Origin of the sequence: Streptomyces sp. NPDC058758 (assembly GCF_042746075.1) — a bacterium.
Classification (GTDB): Bacteria; Actinomycetota; Actinomycetes; order Streptomycetales; family Streptomycetaceae; genus Streptomyces.
In genome coordinates this window covers 21,378-40,779 of sequence record NZ_JBHYPS010000040.1, presented here as the reverse complement: position 1 = coordinate 40,779, position 19,402 = coordinate 21,378, and the positions used below count along the sequence as shown (strand labels likewise).

Below are 19,402 nucleotides of genomic sequence, written 5' to 3'. Positions count from 1 at the left end.
TCACACCCCCCGCTCGATATCCACGTCCCGCGCTCGCGCCCGCATCTGCTCCTGGCGCAGCGCCAGCAGCGCCGCGGCCGCCGTCACCCGAGCCCCCGCAGCCGCCGGCCGTCCTGCCGCCGGTACACCCGGCGCGCTGCCCCCTGCCGAGGGCGCCGTCTCGGTCGTGACCGGCTCCCCGACCGCCCGGGCGAAGTTCTCGGCTTGCCGGGCGGGGTCCTCGGGCTCTTCCATCCAGGTCACGCTGCACACCCCCACCAGCGGCCGGTACCGGCCCACCGGCTTGACCGGCCGGCCTCCCATACGTCCTGCGGAAGGCGCCGCCACCGCTCCGCCCGCACTTACCGCGGCCAGCAGCGGGTTCCGGCCGTCCACGTGGACGTGCCGCACCACCAGGGACAGCCCGTACGGCACCCCGAGGGCGATCGCGAAATTCACCAGCCCGAAGTGCGCCCACACCGCGCGGGTCAGCATCAGCACCGCGAAGGTCACCGCGATCACGGCCACCTGCGGCACCGTGTACGGGCCGCCCGGGATCGCCTTCCGCCCGCCGGGCCACTTCCCGATCATCAGCGGGTGCCGCCGGGCCCTGGTGTAGCACCGGCCCACCAGCACTCCGTCGTCGGAAGACGCGTCCGCGGGCGTGCTCACAGGGCCTCACCGCCACGCCCCATCGCAGGCCCGGGGGCCGGTTCCACGACGCGCACGACCGCAGGCCCGCGCCCCTCGGTCACCGGCGGGGCCCCGCCCGGCTTGATGGTCTCCCCGACACTGTCGCGGAACGTGGTCGCGTTCATCACCGCGTACCACAGGGCCACCGCCCCGAGCAGCGCCGCCCCCGACGCCAAGAGCGACTTCGTCTTCTGCCAGGTGACGATCACCGAGACGATCACCATGATCGACATCACCGTGCCGGTGAGAAGCGCCTCGACCCGTCCACCGAGCGCCTCGGTGTCGCTGATCGCGTCGGCCAGCAACATCATGTTCTGCATCATTTGCTCCCGTTGTTGTCTGTGGTGCCAGGACCAGCGGCCAGGAGCGGGGCCGCCTCGACGGCCTCCACCTCCCACCGCCCGTCGCGCGCCTTCAGCGCGACCGCATACGTCAAAGGCCGCTCCACACCGGCCCGGTCGGCCGCCGTCACGTCCACCAGCAGCCGCCGCCGCGTCCCGTCCGGGATCTGCGCCCCTTCGGGGAAGGCCGCGCCCGGCGCGTTCGTCGCGTACTCCGCGATCCGCTGCAAGCTCGCCGACGCGTACGGAGCCGGCGTGATCGGTGTGAGCTTGCTGTTCGGAGGCATGTACCGGTCGACCTCGCCGCCGCCCGCCAGGTAGGAGGTGAAGAACCCCTGGAGGGTGCGCACCCCCGGGTCCGCCGCGCTGGGCTCCGCCGCCTGCCCGTAGCCGAGTTCAGGGGCCTGCCCGGCCGGCAGCGCACCGACCTCCGCGGGCAGAGCCACCGCGGCGAGTTCCCCCGAGACCCCGGAGCGCACCGGCACCCGGAAGTACCGCAGCCCCAACGCCGGCCCGGCCTCGGCCCGGTCCGGCTTCGCTGCCGGGAGTTCGGCGGGGCGGACCCGGGCGGCGACCGTGACGGCCCAGTAGCCGGCCGAGACGGCCCGCACCCGCACCGCCGCGGCCTGCTCCACCACCTGGCCGCCTCCGCGGCCCGAGACCGCGGCCGGACCCGCCCCCGGCATGAACGCCGCGAGAACGTCACCCGCCCGTCCTTCTTCGGCCTCCAGGTACGCCGTCACGAACAGCTCGGCGAACCCGCCCGGCCCGGACGAGTCCACCGCCACCGCCGCAGGCCGCTCCTCGGCGGCCGTCGCGTGTACGACCTCGGGGCCCGTGAGCAGTGCCCACGCCCCCAGCACCGGGCCAGCCAGCAGCAGCACCCACGCGGAGCGGCGCAGTACCGTCACCGCGTTCGCCGAGGCCCCCAGCGAACCGACCTCCCACCCGCCCGCCTCTGCGGGCAGACCGGCCTCCTCGACCTGGGCGTGCTCCCGTGCGGCCCCGGCCCGCTCGGGCGCCGGCCCCGTGCTGCGGCGCCTCATGACCGGGTCTCGCGCAGCAGGGCGGCCCGCGTCAGCCGGGTCTGCGCGGGGACCTCGCACCAGCGGCCGAACGCCTGCCGGGCCACCAGGGCCTCCTCACGCAGGTACGTCCGCATCGCCTCCTCCGTCTCGGCGGAGAACGGCGCCACCTCCAGCAGCACGGCCAGTTCCCCGAGCCGGCGACGGGCCCGGATGAGCACCGTTTCGTCCGACGGCTGTTCCGCCACGGCCGACACCTCGCATCCCCACTTGCCGGCGGCCGTTCCGCCGGTCCACCCCCGCAAGGACCCGGCCGTGCCCGAACGTGACAGCCCAGGTCCGGGAAAATCCGAGAACTTCACGCCGCCCGCACCCACTGCCGTGCGACCGGCCGCAGCCGCGCCACGGTCCGGCTACGCCGCTGACGCCGGGCCGCCGCCGACACCCCGGGCTGCTCCCGCGACTCCGCCCGCACCTCGTCGGCGATCTGCCGCGCCCGCCTCGCGTTCAGCAGACCCGCCTGCACCCCCCACAGCAGCAACTCGGCCAGCTCCGCCCGCGCCGGCTCCCACTCCCGCGCGCCCTCCACCAGGCCGTCGGCCACGGCCTGTTCCACCGCACCGGCCCGGCATACGGCCTCCGCGACGTCCTCGCCGCTCGCCCGCTCCGCCCACTCGGCGTTCCACTCGATCGCCTGCGGGTCGTCGGCCCGCAGCTCCCGGCTCGCCCGGTGCAGCGTCTCCAGCAGCAGGTTCGCCCCCACCTTCCGAGTCCGGTGCAGCGGATAGGCGCGCACCACCCCGTACAGGGCCGACACCACGACCTGCCCCACCTCGTCGAAATCCCGGCCCGGCCGCAGCAGCGACAGCGTGGTGCGCACCGCCCCGTCCACCATCGCCTGCACCACCACCCGAGCCGCCAGCCGCGCCCCCGCCCCCTCACCGGCCGCCACCGCCAGCAGCGCCCCCATCCACCGATCGCTGTGCTCCCGCCCCACCCGCCGGTCCCGCACACCGAGCCAGCCGAGCAGCTCCTCCAGCTCTACCGGCCCCTCACCCGGCGTCAGGACACCGGCCTCCTCCAGCCAGCCACGCACCCGCGCCCCGGCGCCCGGCTCGGCACACACCAGCGCCCACTCGGCGTTCAGCCCCTTGAAGACTCGGATGTCCACGACACAGCCCTTTCTCGATCACGTGTCGTCGACTGTCCTCAGCACCCCTGACCCAGAAACTGACCCAGAACCACAAACCCGCAGGTCAAACGATTGCCCAAAGAGCAACCCGTCCCCGGCCTCCGGCCTGGGTCACTCCGCTCGTCCCCTGGGTCACCCTTCGGGTCAGCCCGCGAGACCGAGGAACGACCGTCGCCGTCCCTGCCCGCCGCACCTCATGGACACGGTCCCCAGCGAACGCACCCCGGCGCCCGCGGCGAAGTCCCGCCCGCAGCGCCGGCCCACACCCTGCCGGCAGGAGGCGGCGCTCCTGGGCCGCGACCCCTTGGCCCGGCATCGCCCGCCGGGTGCTCCAGAGGCGCGGACCGCGCAAGGGCTGGCGCAGGGCACGTGTTCACCGTCCGGTGCGTTGCGTCCGTCGGAACGTCTCCGGCGGTCCGGCGGGCGCGGCAGGGCCGAGGAGGCTGGGGTGTTCCTCGGCCAGCGGCGTGAAACCCGGACGGCACATTGGATGACCGGCCGCCTGGCGGCCGTCGGCGGCAGGTTGCGTCACCGGTTGCACCACCGGTCGCACCATCGGTTGCGTGGAGGGTTGCACCACCGATTGCACCACCAGTTGCGGGCCTGTATCACCTGACCGTCCATTGCCGCAGGTCAGGACCAGCGGGTCAGTCCTTCTCGCCGCCGACACCTCTTTCTCCGCCTGCTGGAGGAAGAGGGAGTTGTTCCTTTTGGGTGCGGCGGTCCGCAGCGAGGGGGCTCGAACTGGCGGAGGGCTTCGCCTTCCTTCGCGGTCTCGCGCCCGCCGGTTCCTTCCCCTTCCCCTTTCTTGTCCCCTCCGCCAGCGCCCGTGCCTCCACCGACGTTCCTCTCACCCCCTTCGCAGCGTTCACCGCCACATGACCCCTCGCCCCCCGGCCCTGTGCTCTCCACTGAGCAGGACGACGACAAAGAGCCCAAGCAGCAGCAGACGCGAGAAGGAAAGGCCGACACAGCCCTTCTGCCCGCCGCTGGCGACACCGATACCGTGCCCCGCGTTGCTGGGACAGTGGGAGCGGACTGCGAGGCAACAACCCTGCCCCAGGCACCTCGCGCAGTACCGCCCGCCGCTCCACCCGGTACCCGTACCGGCACCGGCTGCCGAGGAAGAGGGCCAGGAGCCGGACGAGAGGGAGCTGGACAGCGCGGTCGACCTGCGCCCCCGGGGTCCAGGTTCTCGGCCCGGTGACGGTCACCGGCATCCAGGCCTCCGGCCACGGCCCCAAGCTCGCCCAGCTCGCCGCCTACCTGTACTTCAAGCCAGGCCGGCCCGAAACCGTCCGCGAGGCGATGGACCCCCACAAGCCCTGGGGCGCCAACACCCTCCAGGTCCGCATCTCCCAGCTCCGCAGCGGCCTGGGCGCCGACGCTGACGGCGCCCTCTACCTCCCGCGCGACCGCACCGGCATCTACAAGCTCTCCCCGAAGGTCTGCTGCGACTGGGACCGCTTCCTCCACCTCGCCGAGCGCGGCCTGAGGAAAGGCCCCTCCGCGGGCATCACCGACCTTGAAGCCGCCCTCGCCCTCGTGCGCGGCGTTCCCTTCGGCGGGACATCGCCGACCTGGGCCGCCGTCCACCACCAGGAGATGCTCGTCCGCATCATCGACACCGCCCACACCCTCGTCGACAGGCGCCGCACCGGACCCCGCCCCGACCTCGACGCCGCCCGCCGCGTCATCCGCCAGGGCCTCGACATCGACGACAGCGCCGAACTCCTCTACCAGGACTGGATGCGCATCGAAGACCAGGCCGGCAACCACGCGGCCGTCCGCACCGCCTACACCACCCTGCTGACCATCAACCGCTGCCTCGACGTCAGCACCGAGTCCGAGACCGAAGCCGTCTACGAGAGCATCGTCCGCCGCACCGCCTGAACAGATGAGCCATCCGGCCATCGGCACCCTCCACCGAGGGCGCCGATGTCCCCTGCCCTCCGGGGCGCCGCTCACCGCCTGGCCCGCGCCGTCGCAGTCCACCCGGGCCCCGGTACCGACGCCGGGCCGCGCGCCGAGCACCGCGGGCGGTACCTGCCGGAGCGGGCAAGGACAGGACATCCCTGTCCGGCGGGGCGTACCGTACAGGCAGCACCGAAGCGCGGGAGGGGAAGACCATGCGGCTGATCTACGACGAGCACGAGAAGCCTCCGGTCCGGGAGCAGGCCGAGCAGGCCGAACAGGCGGGAGAGCAGCTGCTGGCCGACTCGCTGCGGGGCATCGCCGAGCATGGGGTGGACCTGTCTCGGGACTGGGAGACCCTGCGGGTCGAGCTGTACGCCCGGCACGGCATCGACGTGACCGAAGACGGCAAGGACTCCCGTGTCGCCTAAGCCGGGCAGCCGGCGCGCACGCGTGGTCTTCACCCCCGAGTGCGATCCATACCTGGAGAAGTTGTCACCCGCCGAGATCGTCCGGCTCGACAGGGCGCTGGTCGCCATCTCCCTGGACCCCATGATCGGCACCGAGCGTCCGACCGAACCCGGCCAAGTCCCGCTGCGCGAGTACACCGAGGGCCGCGCCCGCATCATCTACCACACGACGGTCCTGGGAACCGTGGTCGTGGTCGCCTACTTCGAGGTCTGACACAGCAGGGTTTTTCTTCTCCCGGAGTTCCGGGAGAAGAAAAACCCTGCTGTGCCGCGACTGCTCGGGCGGCTCTGACCCCCGTTCCGGGAAAGGCGCTGGAGTCACCCAGCGGGGGAGCGGATGACCGGCCGCAGGAGGTCAGCTGGTCTTGCGGTTGGTCAGGTGGGGGCCGATGTATCCGACGACGATCTTGCCGGTGATACCGCGGCTGTCGTCGTAGAAGTAGATCCGGGGAGAGATCGAGCCCTTCGACGGAGGGAATGAACGAGCAGGCCTTCAGCCCGGAAGATCACCATCGAACTTCAGCAGGCGGGGTACCCACCCTGGCCAAAACGCCCCCGCGCCGCTGGCCGGCCGGGAAATTCGTGGGACCGCCCCGCGGCAGGCGCGGGAGGCCACCCCCCTACGGACCGGCTCTGCGCGCGAGAAGAGCCGGCCTCGTACCAGATGTCCAGTTCCCGCTTTCCTCTCTGCGTAAGGGGGAACTCACCATGGCAGGCGGGAGGCCGTTGCCGAACCGAGACGGCACCAGAAGGCTCGTGGTAAGCGCGGCGGTAAGGCCGGTTCCGAAGGGTGAGGCGCACGCATGCCGTCCTCTTTTCGCAGGAGCCGTTCATGTATTCCCCGCCCCGAGGCCTCGATGAGGCTCGCGACAACCTCGCCGCCGTCGCCGCCCGCTTCTTCGCTGGCCAGGACCTCGACGGGATCCAGGGCACCGACGCCACCTTCCTGCGCCACGGCCGCCGGATTGTGGCGAAGAACCTCGACGCCCCGGTGCGCCGCTCCTCCTACCGGGCCGGCTGGCACCGGCTCACCGTCCGCACCGCCGCCCTCGCCGCGGCCGCCGGCAGCGCGTACGCCTACCTCACCCACCCCGGCACGGTCACCCAGGCCCTCATCTACGGCGCCCCGGCCGCTGTCCTCGCCCCGGCTGCGGGCGGGGCGGTCTGGTCAAGGGCCGGGAGCGGCGCGAGCTGCTGGGGGAGTGGGCAGAGCCCCTGCACCAGGCACTCGCCGACCCGCTCGGGATCTCCGAGCACACCGACCCGGCCTCCTATCTCCACGTGCCGGTCGACTTCTCCGACGACGCCGAGATCCGTATCGACCTCCCGCCGCACCTGAAGTTCAACCGGGACCAGGTCGCCGAGCTCGTCATGCAGGAACTCGCCCTCCCCAACGCCTCCTTCTCCTGGCGCCTGGCCGGCCGCGACCCGCACCTGATCGTGAAGAAGAAGGACCGCCCCCCGGCCTCCCTCGGCATGGACGCCCCCGGAGTACGCGAGCTGCTCGCCTCCGCCCCCGAATCCGCGCCCCTGATCGGACTGGGAGCGGGGAAGAAGAAGGTGTCGGTCGACCTCGACCACCACTCCCCCCCACGTCCTGATCTCCGCCGGCACCGGCGGCGGCAAGTCCACCATCCTGCGCACCATCGCCTGCCAGTTCCTCCACCACGGCGCCCAGGCCCACATCCTCGACTTCAAGCGGATCTCCCACACCTGGGCCCGCGGCATCCCCGGCGTCAACTACTGCCGCGACATCTGCGACATCCACGACGCCCTCATCGCCCTCGGCGCCGAAGGCCACCGCCGTATCCGCCTCGCCGAAGAACTCGGCGACGACGTCCTCGCGAACGACCCCGACCTCGTCGGCCCCCGCAACGTGATCCTCCTCGAAGAGATCAACGCCACCATGGCCCAGCTGCGCCGCTACTGGGAGAAGATCCGCTCCAGCGACGACCCCAAGACCTCACCCGCGATCGACGCGCTCGCCGAGATCCTGTTCATGGGCCGCCAGGTACGCCTCCACATCCTGCTCGTCGCCCAGTCCGCCACCGCCCGCGCGCTCGGCGGACCCGAGATGCGCGAGAACTTCTCCACCCGCATCCTGGTGCGCTACACGATGAACGCCTGGAAGATGCTCGTCCCCGAGGTCGCCCCCGCCCCCAAGCCGACCCGCCACCCAGGCCGCGTCCAGGTCGTCCTCGGCGGCACCGCCCGCGAGACCCAGGTCCTCAACCTCTCCGAAGCCGAAGCCGAAGCCGAAGCCGAAGCCGAAGCCCGTGCCTGGGCCATGGCCGGCGTCCCCGGACAACGCCAGCCGCTCACCCTCCGCAAGCCCCACGACGCCGCTGCGCCACCAGCGGCTCCCGCTCCCGCTCCGGCTGACGCCGCCCCGGCACCGGCCGCTCCCGCTCCGGTTCCGGCCGGCCTGACGGCGGAGGGGAAGCCGGAGCCCGTCGTGCAGGAAACGGGGGAGGAGGAGCTGCTCGGGCTGCGGGCCGCCCAGCGGGAGCTGGAGGGCGTCAGCCTCGCCGGTCTGCGCTGGGCGCGGATCAACAACCCCGAGTTCCCCGACGTGGCCGGCCGGGACGGACAGGAGTACCTCTACCGCCGCGATGACCTCCACCGCTGGGCCCGCAACCGGCCGCAGCCCGTACACCTTGAGCAGCCGAACCTTGCTCTGACGTCCCGATCGCGCCGGGGCGCGGAGGGTCTCGGCACGCTCGGCGGCACCGCGTAGCGCGGCTGCTTTCTCCAGCAGCTGCTCGTCGCCGATGCGGGGGCCGGGGGTGGAGCGCCCGGTTCTCCAGCTCGGCGGCGCGGGCCCGGAACTCAGCAGGGCTGGAGGCCTCCAGCTTGCCGCCTTCGTCACCGCCATCCAGCAGGACGACAAGGGCCCGGCCGGTGACCCGCAAACCGCCATCGACCGCCTCGCCGAGGTGTTCGAGAATCTGGAATCCTGCACACGCGAAGCCGCCCACCAGGCCGCTCGGGACTTCCTGCAGCGGCACGCCGACGACCTCGCCGCCTGGCTCGCCCACCGCCCCCACACCGACCCCCAGCAGCCCGAAGGAGCATCGTGACCAAGCGCAGGAGCACCGTCCGCCCCGGCCAGGTCTACCGGGACCTCGCCCGCGACATGATCGCGCGGGACCGCCGGCTCCAGGTGCTCGCCCTCGGCGACGACGGCCGCGCCGAATGCCGCGTCGTGCGCGACCGCGACGGCACCGAAGGACGCGTCACGAAGATCAAGGCGTCCGCTCTCGCCTCCGCCCAGTACGAGCTCCTGCTCGACATGGACGAGGACCTGGCCACCGAACCGCTCTACACCGCGATCCTCGACGCGCTCACCGCCGTCCACGGCCCGAACACCTCCCTGGACGACTACGCACGAGCGGCCTGGAACGCCCTGCCCGACGCCGCCCGCAGCGGACAGTAAGCGCCCATCCGGCAGGACCCGGAGGACCAGGGGAAGGGGCGTACTCGGTTGTCGGCCCCAGGGCGGGGCAAATCCGGCCTGCCGCGCAAGTGCGGCACCTGCGTCCTCCGCTGCGGCGGGCCTCGCTCCGGGCAAGGGCCGGTCGTGTTGTGCCGGACGCGGGACACCGGCGACGGCAGGTGTTGTCAGCGGCGAGTTCTAAGATCCCGGCATGTTTTCCCCGGAAGATATCGAGCAGATCATGACGCAGATCGAACATGAGGGGGACGGCGAATTCTGCGGCTGCGGGGCGTGGGCGGCCCGCCTGGTGCGGGGCCGTGAGTGCCAAGGGTGCTACCGGATGCGCCGGGGTATCGAGCGATACGGGCTCACCATCCCCCAGTACAACGCCATCTGGCGCGCGCAAGGTTTTCGGTGCGCCCTCTGCGGGGACAACGACGAACCTTGCGACGGCGGCATCCCCCACACCGAACCACGCCCCTGGCAGATCGATCACGACCATCACTGCTGCGGGAGGAAGGGCTCCAGCAACCGCTGCTGCGTTCGCGGGATCCTCTGCCTCCCATGCAACCTGCACGAGCTGGCGCCCTACGAGCGCAAGCGACGACGCGGTGCCGGCTTCCCGGTCCCTGTCATCGACGCCTACCTCGCCGACCCGCCGGCCCGTCGTGCGGAAGCCCGCGTCATCCGCGGCCGCGACGACGCCTACCTGCCGACCTCCTGGGCCTTCATACACGATGCGCAGGTGGTCAAACAGGGGTATGTGGGGTGGGTGTAAGCGTTTTTCCGCTGCGGCACCACCCTGCCGGCTGCGACGGTGCCTCCGGCGCCAGCCGCCGACGATCCCCGCTCAGCGGCAGCCTGCTGGGCCAAATGAGACGAACCGTTACGCCTGAGCGGCGGTGAGGCGGCTGCGTCCGTGCTGCACCAGGCCCGCGACGGCGGCCGGGAAGCAGAGCGTGGCCGGGCCGTCCATAGGTACGACCCACCACGCCCGAAAGCGCGGGTCGGGGGCGGTCACGCTGGTGGCCGGGACTCCGAGGAAGAAGTCCGCTCCCAGGCCCTCGCTGTCCGGCACCTTCCCCAGCCGGTCCAGGGCGACGCTCGCGAGGTCGAAGAAGCCGAGCTTGACCATGACGCCGTGCGCACTGCGGTAGGCCGAGGCGAGCGCCCGCCACAGCTCCGTCGCCGGCGCCCGCCAGCACAGCACGGTCAGCTCGGTGATGACGTCCGGCAGCGCGGCCGCGGCGGCCTGCAGGTGCGTGGCCCGGACCTGCGCGCACAGCTCGTCGTCGTCGGTCAGCTCGGCGGCGGGACGGGTGGTGACCTCCGGGTCGTCGCCGAGGTCGTACAGGTCGAGGGACTCCCGGATCGGGCGGATGAGTTCCGCGAGCCGGTCCTCCTGGAGCTGGGTCACGCACGGCTGCCCGGCCAGCACGGTGACGTCGATCCGCAGAGCCCGGGCGACGGCGGCGGTGAAGTCGACGGACGCCGGTCTCGCCCCGCCCTCGACCTGGGGCAGCCAGCTGTACGAATACGGGATCCGGCCAGCGAGCTCGCGCTGCGTCAGCCGCGCGAGCTTGCACTGCTCCGCGATGCGCTTTCCGGCGTGATCGTGTTCCGGTGCCGGCATACCGGTGCTCCGTTCCTGACTCCTCATCCCGAACGCTACTCGCGCCCGGTCCGGCGCGGGACGGCTTCGCCCCCGACTCCCCTGAACCGGCGGCGAGTCCGTGTGATCGGATGGACCCCATGACGCGGACCTTGTACCTGTTCAGCAGCGCGGCGCCTCCGGTCTTCGACATCGCCCGGGTCATCGAGGAGGCACAGGCCGACGGCTGGGACGTCTGCCTGGGACTGACCCCGACGGCGGCCCGCTGGCTCCACGTGTCCCTGGACGGCCTGGCCGCCCTCACGGGCCGGCCCGTGCGCTGGGACTACCGTCTCCCGGGGGATCCGGACGTGTGGCCGAAGCCGGACGCCATCCTCGTCGCCCCCGCCACCTTCAACACGGTGAACGCGTGGGCGCTCGGGCTCACGGACAAATGGCTGGTCGGTGTGGTGGCCGAGGGCATCGGCAAGGGCATCCCCATGGTGATGATGCCGTGCGTGAACTCCGCTTACACCGCACACCCGCAATGGGAGCGGTCGATCGAGACCCTGCGCGGCGTCGGCGTGACCGTGGTCTACGGCGAAGGCGGGTTCGTGCCGAACGAGCCCGGTCAGGGCGACCGGTCCGTTTACCCTTGGCCCGCCGCGCTGAAGGCCGTATCCGACCTGCTGTGACGCTGCGGCGGGCAGCAACGCAGCGGGTGCAGAACCTGACCTTGCTGGACGGGCAGGTTCGGGTGGGCCGGGGCCCCACTTACCGGACGCGGGCCAGGAGGACGATCCCGGCTTTCTCCCGGACCACCTTCCAGGCCGGGTTTTCGGCCGCTTCGCGCAGCGCTCCTTCCGCCGCACCTGCAGGAAAGCCGTCTGTCCGGTCGACCACCAGCCAGTCCACCGCTGGCTGGCGCTCCAGCAGTCCCGGTGCCGCGAGCCGTACCACGGTGCGGTCCGTCAGGTGCGGGGCGAGCGAGTTGCTCGCCGCCACCCGCACCCCGTCCGGCACCTGACGGACTGTCTCCCGTGCTGCTACTTCCCGCGGTTCCGATTTCCAGAAGCCCGGCGCCGCGACCACCGCGGTCGGCTGGAACGGCAGCAGCACCAGGACCGCCCCGAGCGGTACCCACAGCACTCCTCGCCCCCGCATCACCGGCAGCCGCGCTTCTCGCCCTACCGCGTCCACCAGAGCCGCGCACGCCACCGGCACCAGCACCGCTGAGTAGTGCAGCCCCGGCCCCCAGTGCGCCGGCACGGACGATGCGAACCGCCACCCCAGCGTCGGCACAAGCAGCCACGCCAGCGGACTGCGCACCACCAACCCGCCAGTCACCGCCAGCAGCGCCAGCACCGTCAACGCCTTCACCGGCCACCCATCGAGGAACCCGTACCCACCCCCCACCTGCCCGGCATACAGGTACCGTCCGTCCGGAGCGAACGCAGGCACCACCACCTTCAGCACCAGCACCGCCGCCAGCGACGCCCCACCAGCCAGCAGCCACCCCGCCCGCCGCTCCCGTCCGTCCCGCGCCTTGTACGCAATCAGCAGCCCGAACACCGCCGCTGTCGCCCCCAGGTCCTCCTTCACCAGCAGCAGCCCCGCCGCCCACCCCGCTGCCGCTCGCAACCGCCCGTCCAGATACGCCCGGCACGCCAGCGCCAGCAGCGGCAAAGCGAACGCCACCTCGTGGAAGTCGAAGCCGACCAGCGCCTGCGTACCCCACGCCAGCCCGCACACCGCCGCCACCACCGGCCCCGCCCCCCACAGCCCCGGCAGGTGCCGCTGCGCGGTCCGCCCCGTCACGTACACCGCCACCGACACCAGCACCGCCTGCGCCACCAGCAGCACCTCGACCCGCGGCACCAGCCGGTACACGGGCCCCAGCAACGCCACCACCGGATGGAAATGGTCTCCCAGCAGCGGCAGCGCCTCGCTTTTGAACCCGGGCGGCGCCGACGCCGTCCGGATCGCCGACGCCGGCAACCGTCCCGCCGCCCACTCCCGCACCGCCTGACCGAATATCCCCAAGTCATAACCGGTCGTCCGGAACCGGGCATGGTTGCGCAGCGCGAACGCCGTGTGCAGGACGAGAAGCACAGCGGCGACGAGCGCCGGCCCAGTCCGGGACGGCACCGTGCCGCCCCGGCACGCCGGAGTCTTTGGAGCGGTGATTTCGATCATGGGCTGCAGCATCGGAAGCACCACATGAAGAGGCCCTGAAGAACCCTGAGGATTTCCTCAGAGGCTGCGGGCAGCCTGCGGCGATACTCGGCTCATGCGCATTCTGGTGATCGAGGACGAGGAACGGATAGCCGCCTCCCTGCGACGCGGCCTCACCGCCGTCGGCTACACCGTCGACGTGGCCCACAACGGTATCGACGGCCTCCACCTGGCCCGTGAGCACCGCTACGCCGCCGTCCTGCTGGACCTCATGCTCCCCGGCCTCAGCGGCTACCAGGTCTGCGCACGGTTGCGCGCCGAGGGAAACGACGTCCCCGTCCTGATGCTCACCGCGAAGAACGGCGAGTACGACGAGGCCGAGGGCCTCGACACCGGCGCCGACGACTACCTCGCCAAACCCTTCTCGTACGTCGTCCTGGAAGCCCGGCTGCGTGCCCTCGTCCGCCGCGGCGGCGCCCGCCTCTCCACGGTCCTGCAGGCCGGTGACCTGTGGCTCGACCCGGCCCGCCGCGCCTGCGGACGAGGTGCCGACCGCATCGCGCTCACCCCCAAGGAGTTCGCCGTCCTGCACTGCCTGCTCAGCCGGCCCGACGAAGTCGTGCCCACGCTCGACGTCATCGACGAGGTCTGGTCCGCCGACTACACCGGCGACCCGAACATCGTCCACGTCTACATCAGCGCTGTCCGCAAGAAGATCGACATTCCTTTCGGCCAGAACACCATCGAGACCGTACGAGGAGCCGGCTACCGGGTGAACGCCCGTGCCTAGGCCTATCGTGCCCCGCCAGGCCAGGGCGGCCGGGCTCACAGGAACTCTGATCGTCGTGGCGGTCGTACTCTGGCTCGCGTACGCGGACACCCTGGCCGGACCCATCAGGCTCAACCCCCTCGACGGCCGCCCGCCTGACCGGATCACCCCTCACATCGAACTGGTCTCTGCCTGGGGAGCGGAAACCGGCGCGGCGATCGTCGCAGCAGTCTGCTTGTGGACCGGCAGAGGCACGGCACCACGGGCACGGCTTTCGGCCACCGCGCTCGCGGCGGCGGTCACGTACTTCGTCTACGACGCGGGCTGCGAATGGGTGCGGCGGGCCAACGAGATCGACCCCACTCTCGTCGCCGACGAAGCGCTGCGCTACGGACTCGCTTTCCTCGCCCCGGCAGCCGGGGTGCTCACGGCCGGGGCGGTGTGGGCAGCCACGGCTGTCCGCCTCAGCGGGCTCTCCCTCGGCGCACGACTGATGGGGGCAGCCGCTGCCGCCTCAGGAGCACTCACCTTCGGCATGGTCTCGCTCCTCGACACCACCCGTGACAACGGACTCAGCGCCGAAAGCGTCTTCGGTATCGCCCGCACCACCGGCGTCCCGCTCGTCATGCTCCTCACCGGCGCCCTGGTGTACGCCACAGTGGCCCGCGCCCTGGGACCCGTCGAGGCCATCCGCCGCGAACTCGCCGACATCACCGGACAGTCCCTCGACCGCAGAGTTCCCGTCCCACCCGGATCCGACGCCATCGCCGAACTCGCCCGCACCACGAACGCGACGCTCGACCGCGTGGAAACCGCCGCCACCCGACAACGCGAATTCACCGCCGACGCGGCACACGAACTCCGCAGCCCCCTCGCCGCCCTCCGCACCCAACTCGAATCAGCCTTGAGACACCCACGCTCGGTCACGGACTGGCACGAGGTGGTCGCGGAAGCGACGTCCGAGGTCGTCCGCCTCCAGCACCTGGCCGACGACCTGCTGCTGCTCGCCTCGCACGGCTCCGTCACTCCGGTCCGCGAACCGGTCGACCTCGCCGCCCTCGCGCAGGACCTGGTCCGCGAACACCAGCACCTCCCCGAAGCAACCGCGCTACGCCTCCGGTGCGAGGCACCGGACCACGCGGTCCTCCCGGGCAACCCCGTCCACCTGGACCGACTGCTCCGCAACCTCCTCGCGAACGCCTGCCGCTACGCACGGACCGAGGTCACCGTCACCGTCGGCCGCGCCGGACCCGAGCTCGTCCTCACCGTCCAAGACGACGGCCCCGGCATTCCACCCGCTGACCGGGCCCGCGTCTTCGACCGGTTCACCCGCCTCGACGAAGCCCGCGCCCGCAGCACCGGCGGAGCCGGCCTCGGCCTTCCCATCGCCCGTGACCTGGCCGCCTCCCACGGCGGCACCCTCACCGCCGAGGAACCCCCGGGCCCCGGCGCCCTGCTGATGGCACGCTTTCCAACCCGAGCATGACCACTTAGCGATCGATCCGCAGCTTGCCATAGGGGGATGGGCGTGGACAGACGCGATCCGCCGGCTCCAGAGCGCTCTCGCCGGCATCAGCGCCGTCTGACACCACCCGGCCCAGCCGGGAAGCGATATGATCGCCCGGACAGCTAAAGGGTGTTGCAGAAAGTCCGCTTCGGGCAGGCCGGAGGGGGCACCGCAGGGGACCGGAGCGGCCGTCCCGAAAGAGGCTCAGGCCCCCAAGGCGGCTCACAGCTTCCCTGAGGACGACAGCGTTCACGCAAGGGCCGCCCCCGGGCGCGCCACCGGGCACCCTGGCCGCCATGTGCTGCGGCTTTATCGACGCCTACGGCCTGCCCGCGGCCGCCGTAGAAGCGATCGAGCTCTTCGGAGCGCGCATCGTGGAAGTCGCCCCGCCCCAGAAGAACAGCTCGTGCTCCGCCGAGAGGAACGAGCCGGGCACGACGACGAGCTGCGCGCCCTGATCGGGTGGGTAGAGGGTGCCCTCGGCCCCGGTTACCTCGGCGAACCGAGCAGCGGCGCCCGTTGGTGCCCTACCTGGTTCGATCCTCCCCGTCGCCGTCGCACGCCTCCGCACGGCATGGCTCGCCTGGCAGGAACTCACCGCCCCGCCACCTGTGGCTACACCGGCCCCAGCGTCTGGCACCGCGACCACCTCGACCCCTGCCTGCGGGAACTGCGCGCCCCCAACGGCCCGATGGCCGGGCGCACGAAAGGCAGGGGTCGAGGTGGTTCACCGGGTCCAGCGGGCCGTCCGCCTCCGCGCAGGTCCTCAGGAACGCGTCCACTTCGTCACCGACGTACTCGTGCTCCACTACCGGGCCGCCGCGATCACGAGGGCCCCGACCACGAGGCCGACCAGGACGACGGGGTAGGCCGCGGTCCCCCAGGCGAGCTACGGGTTCGTGTGCCGGATCCGGCGCAGCGCCGCCCACCCGGTGTCGCCGTCCGCTCGGGCGCGGAACCCGAACGCGCTGATGCTCACCGACACCAGCTGTACGGGCCGCCCGGTCTCCGGCCAGAGGTCCGTCTCTGCGTCCGGCTGCTTCGGTTCGAAGATGTCCATGCTGTTGCTCCTCCGGTTGTAGGGGGTCAGGTGGCGGCGTACCGCCGGGCGACGTGGTCGGCGATCAACTCCTCGATCCGCCGGGTGCACGGCTCGCAGGCGTGGAAGGGGGCATGCCCGTGGTCATCGCTGTGCGCCGGCCCGAGCCAGAGCACGGGGACGTCCTCGGCCTCGCACCGCCAGCACAGGCCAATCGTCCACTCGCGGCCGGCGGTCACCGGGCCATCCCCCAGGCGATGAGGACGGCGAGGGAGACCAGGCACGCGAGGTAGACCGCCGCCCTGCGCGCGCGCTCGCTCACCAGCCCTCCAGCGCGTCCCGGAGTTCCACGACCCTGTAGCAGGGGCGGCAGGCGTACCGCGCCCACCCGGCCCCGCTCATCTGCGGTTCCCAGGAGACCTCCGTGGCGTCGCGGGACGGCGCGGTGCAGAAAGCACACAGCGCGACCGGCCCGAGGTCGCCCGCGGTCTCCAGCGGGCCGAGTAACCGTTCCAGGGCCGGCCAGAGGTCGCCGGGGTGGGTGAAGACGGGGACGTCGTCCAGGGGGGAAGCGGATCCACGGCATGGAGGCGTGGCCGTGCGGCCCCGGGACGAGCAGTGGTGTTCCGGCGCGGTGCCACTGGACGGCGGCGCCGCTCAGGTCCGGCCAGTCCTCACCCGCGCTGTGTGGCAGGAGGACCGTCGTGCGGCGCAGCCCGAGGTCGGCGAAGGCGGGACCGGCCTGGTCGGCGAGATCGCCGACCAGACGAGTGCCCCAGTCGAGCGGGACCGTCATCGCGCACCACGTCTCGTCCACGGTCAGGTCGGCGCACGGCGCCTCCGGCAGGTACGGCCGGACGAGGCCGCTCACCGCCGGGCCCTGGCGGCGAGGAGGCCAGCGCGCTCCGCCTCGGCGGCCAGATCGACCGACCGCACCCCGACCAGCTCCACGATCGCCCGCTCGGCGAGCATCCAGGGCAGCAGCGGCGACCCGTACGCCGCCCGCGCCTTCGTCTTCACCGGCACCACCGTCCCGCCGACGGCGGCGTGCAGGATCCCCTCCACGCCCCACTGCCGGGGCTCGGCGACCCGGGCGGCGGTGTATCCCTCCAGCAGGTGACGGCAATGGCTCACGGACTTCCACGCGCACGCGATGTGCAGCGGGGGGTTCTCCGTCCGCTCGCCGTCGGCGATCGGGTCGTCCGTACCTGCTGCGCCGTCGGCGCCGCCGAGGTACAGCGCGCCGCCCATCTGCGCCGCCTCGTCGGCGACGGACACCCCGCACACCTGGCACAACTGCTCCCACATCGCCGTCCGCTGCCGGACCGGGTGCAGCGCCTCGAAGATCGGCTCTCCCACGCCCGGCGCCCGCATCAGCCGCCGCCACAGGGCGTCTTGCCAGCGGCACGCCGCGTCGACCAGCGGGTCTACGTACCGCATCACCCCGTCCGCGGCGATGACCGCGTGGCTGATGTCCTCCTCTCCGGTCCAGGTAGCGACGTACGGCACGGGTAGGCCGCGGTGGACAGGAAGGCTCTCAAGGCTCATGGCAGGTTCCTGGGAGTCGGAGGAGTGGAGGGAGCCCTCCGCCAGGGGGCCACGGCGCAGCGGGGGTGGCTGCGCCGGGTCGTCCCTGGCGGAGGGCGGTATGGGGGCGGGGCCGGCCACCGGCCTGTCGTGGACGGGATCGTTCGGTGGCCGGGGTGCACGCCGATCGGCGACGGATCGCGCACCATCCCCTCCGGGCCCGCACGGGAGGGGTCCCCTTTCCTGACCGGCCCCGCCGTCGAGACGCGGCCAGGACATTTACACGGCCAGCTCGGCCCACACCCGCTTCCCCCAGCGCCGGTAGTCGCAGCCCCAGCGGGCGGAGAGGGCGGCGACGAGGTCGAGGCCGCGGCCGCCCTCGTCTTCCGGGCCGGCCTGGCGGCGGACCAGCGGGCGGGGGTCGAGGTCGGTCACGGCGACCTGCACGCGGTCGTCCCCGGCGCGGGTCACGGTGACCCGGATCGCAGTCCCGCGCAGGCCGGCGTGCCGGATCGCGTTGGTAGCCAGCTCGGAGACGACCAGCTCGGCCCGCTCAGCCGCGTCCTCGGACATCTCCCAGCAGGCGAGGACGGCGACGACCAGGCGGCGCGCCACGGCGACCGCGTCCGGGTCGCACGGCAGCGTGCGGGACTGGGACCGCTCGCCGGCAACGAGGTAGAACTCCGGCCTGCGCACGGGGGCGTCAAGCATCCTCGCCCGCCTCCAGCGCCGCCGCCTCCGAACGCAGGATCCTGCCCTTGGTCACGAACCAGCGCAGGATCTCCGGGTCGCACAGCGCGGCCGGGCCGTCCATGGGCACCACCCAGTAGGCGGCGCACCTCGGGTCGGGCTCGGTGATGGTGGTCGCCGGGACGCCGAGGAAACGGTCAGCACCGCTCAGGCACTCCGTGTCGGGAACGTCCCAGCCGCCCGCGGTGCTGCGCGGGGCGAGAGCGTAGAAGGACCGGCTGCTGCCGTCGAAGAAGCACGGGCCGCCATCGAGCGCCGTCGCGAGGTAGGCCGCGACGGTGGCCCGGTCGGTGGTCCCGGCCGCGGCGAGGACGATGTCCGCCGGGATCCTGATGGCGGTGAAGTTCGTACCGCAGCGCAGCAGCGCGAGGCCGTACTCCGCCCAGTCCCGCCGTGCCTCGCCGGCGTCGCGCGCCGCCAGGATCAGCCACGTCTCGGCGCCGGCCTCGCGGCTGCGGCGCGAGTGGACGAGTACGCCGGGCTCCGTCTCCACCGGCCCCTGGAAGCCGGTCACTGGGCGCTCCCGCTCGGGGTCGTCTGCTCGCCGGCCAGACCGGCCGCGTCCGCCATGGCCGCCCGAAGGGCATCCGCGGAGGTCAGGAGCCGATCCTCGCCGGGGCAGATCCGCCAGTGCGATCCGGGCGCGGTCGTGCAGCGGGCGACGGGCACGGACAGTACCGTCCCGGCCGTGAGCGCTTTCGTGCCGGGGGCGGTCCAGCCCTCTGTCGAACCGGCCGGGAGCAGCCAGTAGAGCGCCGTCCCGTCCTCGATGACGGCGCCGCTGCGCGCGCCGAGGATGTCCAGGACGAGCAGACCGACACCACGCGGGACCCTGACGGCGTGCCACTCCGCGCCGACAGCTCTCGGCTCACACATGGTCGGATTTGTCGTCAGCAGGTCCGGATCAGCCATCACGTTCCCTCGCTCCGGTAGGTCGATGGCACAACCCTGGCCCTCAACTCCCGGACCTACGAGGACTTTAAGAGGTCCCTGT

The 19,402-nt window shown here is 72.3% G+C and carries 25 protein-coding genes and 1 pseudogene; 13 read left to right on the top strand and 13 right to left on the bottom strand.

Going from position 1 to position 19,402, the window contains the following annotated elements:
• From ACFW6A_RS32685 to ACFW6A_RS32665, 5 genes are all read right to left on the bottom strand, one after another.
• Window positions 1-651 (bottom strand): hypothetical protein, encoded by a 651-nt coding sequence (locus ACFW6A_RS32685; RefSeq protein ID WP_386481806.1) that lies wholly within the window; start codon window positions 649-651, stop codon window positions 1-3.
• Window positions 648-995 (bottom strand): hypothetical protein, encoded by a 348-nt coding sequence (locus tag ACFW6A_RS32680; RefSeq protein WP_386481803.1) that lies wholly within the window; start codon window positions 993-995, stop codon window positions 648-650. The genes ACFW6A_RS32685 and ACFW6A_RS32680 overlap by 4 nt, the downstream gene beginning before the upstream one ends.
• Window positions 992-2,059: a conjugal transfer protein gene (locus ACFW6A_RS32675; RefSeq protein WP_386481800.1), complete on the bottom strand. Its 1,068-nt coding sequence runs from the start codon at window positions 2,057-2,059 to the stop codon at window positions 992-994. Before ACFW6A_RS32675 ends, ACFW6A_RS32680 begins: the two co-directional genes overlap by 4 nt.
• Window positions 2,056-2,286 (bottom strand): hypothetical protein, encoded by a 231-nt coding sequence (locus ACFW6A_RS32670; protein WP_351853862.1) that lies wholly within the window; start codon window positions 2,284-2,286, stop codon window positions 2,056-2,058. The genes ACFW6A_RS32675 and ACFW6A_RS32670 overlap by 4 nt, the downstream gene beginning before the upstream one ends.
• Window positions 2,287-2,396: 110 nt before the next feature.
• Window positions 2,397-3,209 carry a hypothetical protein gene (locus ACFW6A_RS32665; RefSeq protein ID WP_386481797.1) on the bottom strand — a complete coding sequence of 271 codons (813 nt, stop codon included), beginning with the start codon at window positions 3,207-3,209 and terminating at the stop codon, window positions 2,397-2,399.
• A gap of 1,224 nt (window positions 3,210-4,433) precedes the next feature.
• On the opposite strand from ACFW6A_RS32665, the gene ACFW6A_RS32660 reads away from it, so the two are divergent.
• The 8 genes from ACFW6A_RS32660 to ACFW6A_RS32625 all read left to right on the top strand — a co-directional run bounded on the left by ACFW6A_RS32660 (window position 4,434) and on the right by ACFW6A_RS32625 (window position 9,828).
• A complete protein-coding gene (locus ACFW6A_RS32660; RefSeq protein ID WP_386481794.1) occupies window positions 4,434-5,123 on the top strand; it encodes a bacterial transcriptional activator domain-containing protein in 690 nt (229 codons plus the stop codon).
• A 236-nt stretch (window positions 5,124-5,359) separates the two neighbouring features.
• Window positions 5,360-5,575 carry a hypothetical protein gene (locus tag ACFW6A_RS32655; protein WP_386481791.1) on the top strand — a complete coding sequence of 72 codons (216 nt, stop codon included), beginning with the start codon at window positions 5,360-5,362 and terminating at the stop codon, window positions 5,573-5,575.
• Complete coding sequence (locus tag ACFW6A_RS32650) at window positions 5,565-5,828, top strand: hypothetical protein (protein WP_386645121.1); 264 nt, start codon at window positions 5,565-5,567, stop codon at window positions 5,826-5,828. Before ACFW6A_RS32655 ends, ACFW6A_RS32650 begins: the two co-directional genes overlap by 11 nt.
• Window positions 5,829-6,446: 618 nt before the next feature.
• Window positions 6,447-6,953 carry a hypothetical protein gene (locus ACFW6A_RS32645; RefSeq protein ID WP_386645118.1) on the top strand — a complete coding sequence of 169 codons (507 nt, stop codon included), beginning with the start codon at window positions 6,447-6,449 and terminating at the stop codon, window positions 6,951-6,953.
• 537 nt (window positions 6,954-7,490) lie between these two features.
• A complete protein-coding gene (locus tag ACFW6A_RS32640; protein ID WP_386645115.1) occupies window positions 7,491-8,351 on the top strand; it encodes a hypothetical protein in 861 nt (286 codons plus the stop codon).
• A gap of 49 nt (window positions 8,352-8,400) precedes the next feature.
• Window positions 8,401-8,694 carry a hypothetical protein gene (locus ACFW6A_RS32635; protein ID WP_386645112.1) on the top strand — a complete coding sequence of 98 codons (294 nt, stop codon included), beginning with the start codon at window positions 8,401-8,403 and terminating at the stop codon, window positions 8,692-8,694.
• On the top strand, window positions 8,691-9,050 hold the full coding sequence (locus ACFW6A_RS32630; protein ID WP_386645109.1) for a DUF6354 family protein: 360 nt from the start codon (window positions 8,691-8,693) through the stop codon (window positions 9,048-9,050). The genes ACFW6A_RS32635 and ACFW6A_RS32630 overlap by 4 nt, the downstream gene beginning before the upstream one ends.
• Window positions 9,051-9,261: 211 nt before the next feature.
• Window positions 9,262-9,828, top strand: a complete 567-nt coding sequence (locus ACFW6A_RS32625; protein WP_386645107.1) for an endonuclease domain-containing protein — start codon at window positions 9,262-9,264, stop codon at window positions 9,826-9,828.
• 108 nt (window positions 9,829-9,936) lie between these two features.
• Here ACFW6A_RS32625 and ACFW6A_RS32620 read toward each other — a convergent pair whose 3' ends face one another.
• A complete protein-coding gene (locus tag ACFW6A_RS32620; RefSeq protein ID WP_386645104.1) occupies window positions 9,937-10,683 on the bottom strand; it encodes a helix-turn-helix domain-containing protein in 747 nt (248 codons plus the stop codon).
• A 119-nt stretch (window positions 10,684-10,802) separates the two neighbouring features.
• Here ACFW6A_RS32620 and ACFW6A_RS32615 point away from each other — a divergent pair, with 119 nt between their 5' ends.
• Complete coding sequence (locus ACFW6A_RS32615; protein WP_386645101.1) at window positions 10,803-11,336, top strand: flavoprotein; 534 nt, start codon at window positions 10,803-10,805, stop codon at window positions 11,334-11,336.
• A gap of 79 nt (window positions 11,337-11,415) precedes the next feature.
• On the opposite strand, the gene ACFW6A_RS32610 is transcribed toward ACFW6A_RS32615, so the two are convergent.
• Window positions 11,416-12,837 carry a DUF2079 domain-containing protein gene (locus tag ACFW6A_RS32610; RefSeq protein ID WP_386645098.1) on the bottom strand — a complete coding sequence of 474 codons (1,422 nt, stop codon included), beginning with the start codon at window positions 12,835-12,837 and terminating at the stop codon, window positions 11,416-11,418.
• A gap of 94 nt (window positions 12,838-12,931) precedes the next feature.
• Here ACFW6A_RS32610 and ACFW6A_RS32605 point away from each other — a divergent pair, with 94 nt between their 5' ends.
• The 4 genes and pseudogenes from ACFW6A_RS32605 to ACFW6A_RS32590 all read left to right on the top strand — a co-directional run.
• On the top strand, window positions 12,932-13,606 hold the full coding sequence (locus ACFW6A_RS32605; RefSeq protein WP_386645095.1) for a response regulator transcription factor: 675 nt from the start codon (window positions 12,932-12,934) through the stop codon (window positions 13,604-13,606).
• A 55-nt stretch (window positions 13,607-13,661) separates the two neighbouring features.
• Window positions 13,662-15,071 carry a sensor histidine kinase gene (locus ACFW6A_RS32600; protein WP_386645092.1) on the top strand — a complete coding sequence of 470 codons (1,410 nt, stop codon included), beginning with the start codon at window positions 13,662-13,664 and terminating at the stop codon, window positions 15,069-15,071.
• A 317-nt stretch (window positions 15,072-15,388) separates the two neighbouring features.
• A complete protein-coding gene (locus ACFW6A_RS32595; protein ID WP_386645089.1) occupies window positions 15,389-15,550 on the top strand; it encodes a hypothetical protein in 162 nt (53 codons plus the stop codon).
• Window positions 15,499-15,798: pseudogene (locus tag ACFW6A_RS32590) on the top strand (DUF4913 domain-containing protein); the annotation flags it as partial. The gene ACFW6A_RS32595 and the pseudogene ACFW6A_RS32590, both read left to right, overlap by 52 nt.
• Window positions 15,799-15,981: 183 nt before the next feature.
• Here the strand turns inward: ACFW6A_RS32590 and ACFW6A_RS32585 are convergent.
• The 6 genes from ACFW6A_RS32585 to ACFW6A_RS32560 form a co-directional block, all read right to left on the bottom strand.
• Window positions 15,982-16,152, bottom strand: coding sequence for a hypothetical protein (locus tag ACFW6A_RS32585; protein ID WP_386645086.1), 171 nt, complete (start codon window positions 16,150-16,152; stop codon window positions 15,982-15,984).
• 26 nt (window positions 16,153-16,178) lie between these two features.
• Entirely contained in the window at window positions 16,179-16,370 is a 192-nt protein-coding gene (locus ACFW6A_RS32580; protein ID WP_386645083.1) for a hypothetical protein, read from the bottom strand.
• A gap of 628 nt (window positions 16,371-16,998) precedes the next feature.
• Window positions 16,999-17,679, bottom strand: a complete 681-nt coding sequence (locus ACFW6A_RS32575) for a hypothetical protein (protein WP_386645080.1) — start codon at window positions 17,677-17,679, stop codon at window positions 16,999-17,001.
• A gap of 258 nt (window positions 17,680-17,937) precedes the next feature.
• Window positions 17,938-18,369 carry an ATP-binding protein gene (locus ACFW6A_RS32570; RefSeq protein ID WP_386645077.1) on the bottom strand — a complete coding sequence of 144 codons (432 nt, stop codon included), beginning with the start codon at window positions 18,367-18,369 and terminating at the stop codon, window positions 17,938-17,940.
• Window positions 18,362-18,922, bottom strand: a complete 561-nt coding sequence (locus ACFW6A_RS32565; protein WP_386645074.1) for a hypothetical protein — start codon at window positions 18,920-18,922, stop codon at window positions 18,362-18,364. The genes ACFW6A_RS32570 and ACFW6A_RS32565 overlap by 8 nt, the downstream gene beginning before the upstream one ends.
• Entirely contained in the window at window positions 18,919-19,284 is a 366-nt protein-coding gene (locus ACFW6A_RS32560; RefSeq protein ID WP_386645071.1) for a hypothetical protein, read from the bottom strand. The genes ACFW6A_RS32565 and ACFW6A_RS32560 overlap by 4 nt, the downstream gene beginning before the upstream one ends.
• Window positions 19,285-19,402 lie beyond the last annotated feature (118 nt).

What these genes read in the sequence shown, in the direction of transcription:
- ACFW6A_RS32680 (WP_386481803.1), bottom strand. Translation starts at nt 995, where the DNA reads ATGATGCAGAACATGATGTTGCTGGCCGACGCGATCAGCGACACCGAG.
- ACFW6A_RS32675 (WP_386481800.1), bottom strand. Translation starts at nt 2,059, where the DNA reads ATGAGGCGCCGCAGCACGGGGCCGGCGCCCGAGCGGGCCGGGGCCGCA.
- ACFW6A_RS32655 (WP_386481791.1), top strand. Translation starts at nt 5,360, where the DNA reads ATGCGGCTGATCTACGACGAGCACGAGAAGCCTCCGGTCCGGGAGCAG.
- ACFW6A_RS32645 (WP_386645118.1), top strand. Translation starts at nt 6,447, where the DNA reads ATGTATTCCCCGCCCCGAGGCCTCGATGAGGCTCGCGACAACCTCGCC.
- ACFW6A_RS32625 (WP_386645107.1), top strand. Translation starts at nt 9,262, where the DNA reads ATGTTTTCCCCGGAAGATATCGAGCAGATCATGACGCAGATCGAACAT.
- ACFW6A_RS32620 (WP_386645104.1), bottom strand. Translation starts at nt 10,683, where the DNA reads ATGCCGGCACCGGAACACGATCACGCCGGAAAGCGCATCGCGGAGCAG.
- ACFW6A_RS32615 (WP_386645101.1), top strand. Translation starts at nt 10,803, where the DNA reads ATGACGCGGACCTTGTACCTGTTCAGCAGCGCGGCGCCTCCGGTCTTC.
- ACFW6A_RS32610 (WP_386645098.1), bottom strand. Translation starts at nt 12,837, where the DNA reads ATGATCGAAATCACCGCTCCAAAGACTCCGGCGTGCCGGGGCGGCACG.
- ACFW6A_RS32605 (WP_386645095.1), top strand. Translation starts at nt 12,932, where the DNA reads ATGCGCATTCTGGTGATCGAGGACGAGGAACGGATAGCCGCCTCCCTG.
- ACFW6A_RS32595 (WP_386645089.1), top strand. Translation starts at nt 15,389, where the DNA reads ATGTGCTGCGGCTTTATCGACGCCTACGGCCTGCCCGCGGCCGCCGTA.
- ACFW6A_RS32585 (WP_386645086.1), bottom strand. Translation starts at nt 16,152, where the DNA reads ATGGACATCTTCGAACCGAAGCAGCCGGACGCAGAGACGGACCTCTGG.
- ACFW6A_RS32575 (WP_386645080.1), bottom strand. Translation starts at nt 17,679, where the DNA reads ATGAGCCTTGAGAGCCTTCCTGTCCACCGCGGCCTACCCGTGCCGTAC.
- ACFW6A_RS32570 (WP_386645077.1), bottom strand. Translation starts at nt 18,369, where the DNA reads ATGCTTGACGCCCCCGTGCGCAGGCCGGAGTTCTACCTCGTTGCCGGC.
- ACFW6A_RS32560 (WP_386645071.1), bottom strand. Translation starts at nt 19,284, where the DNA reads ATGTGTGAGCCGAGAGCTGTCGGCGCGGAGTGGCACGCCGTCAGGGTC.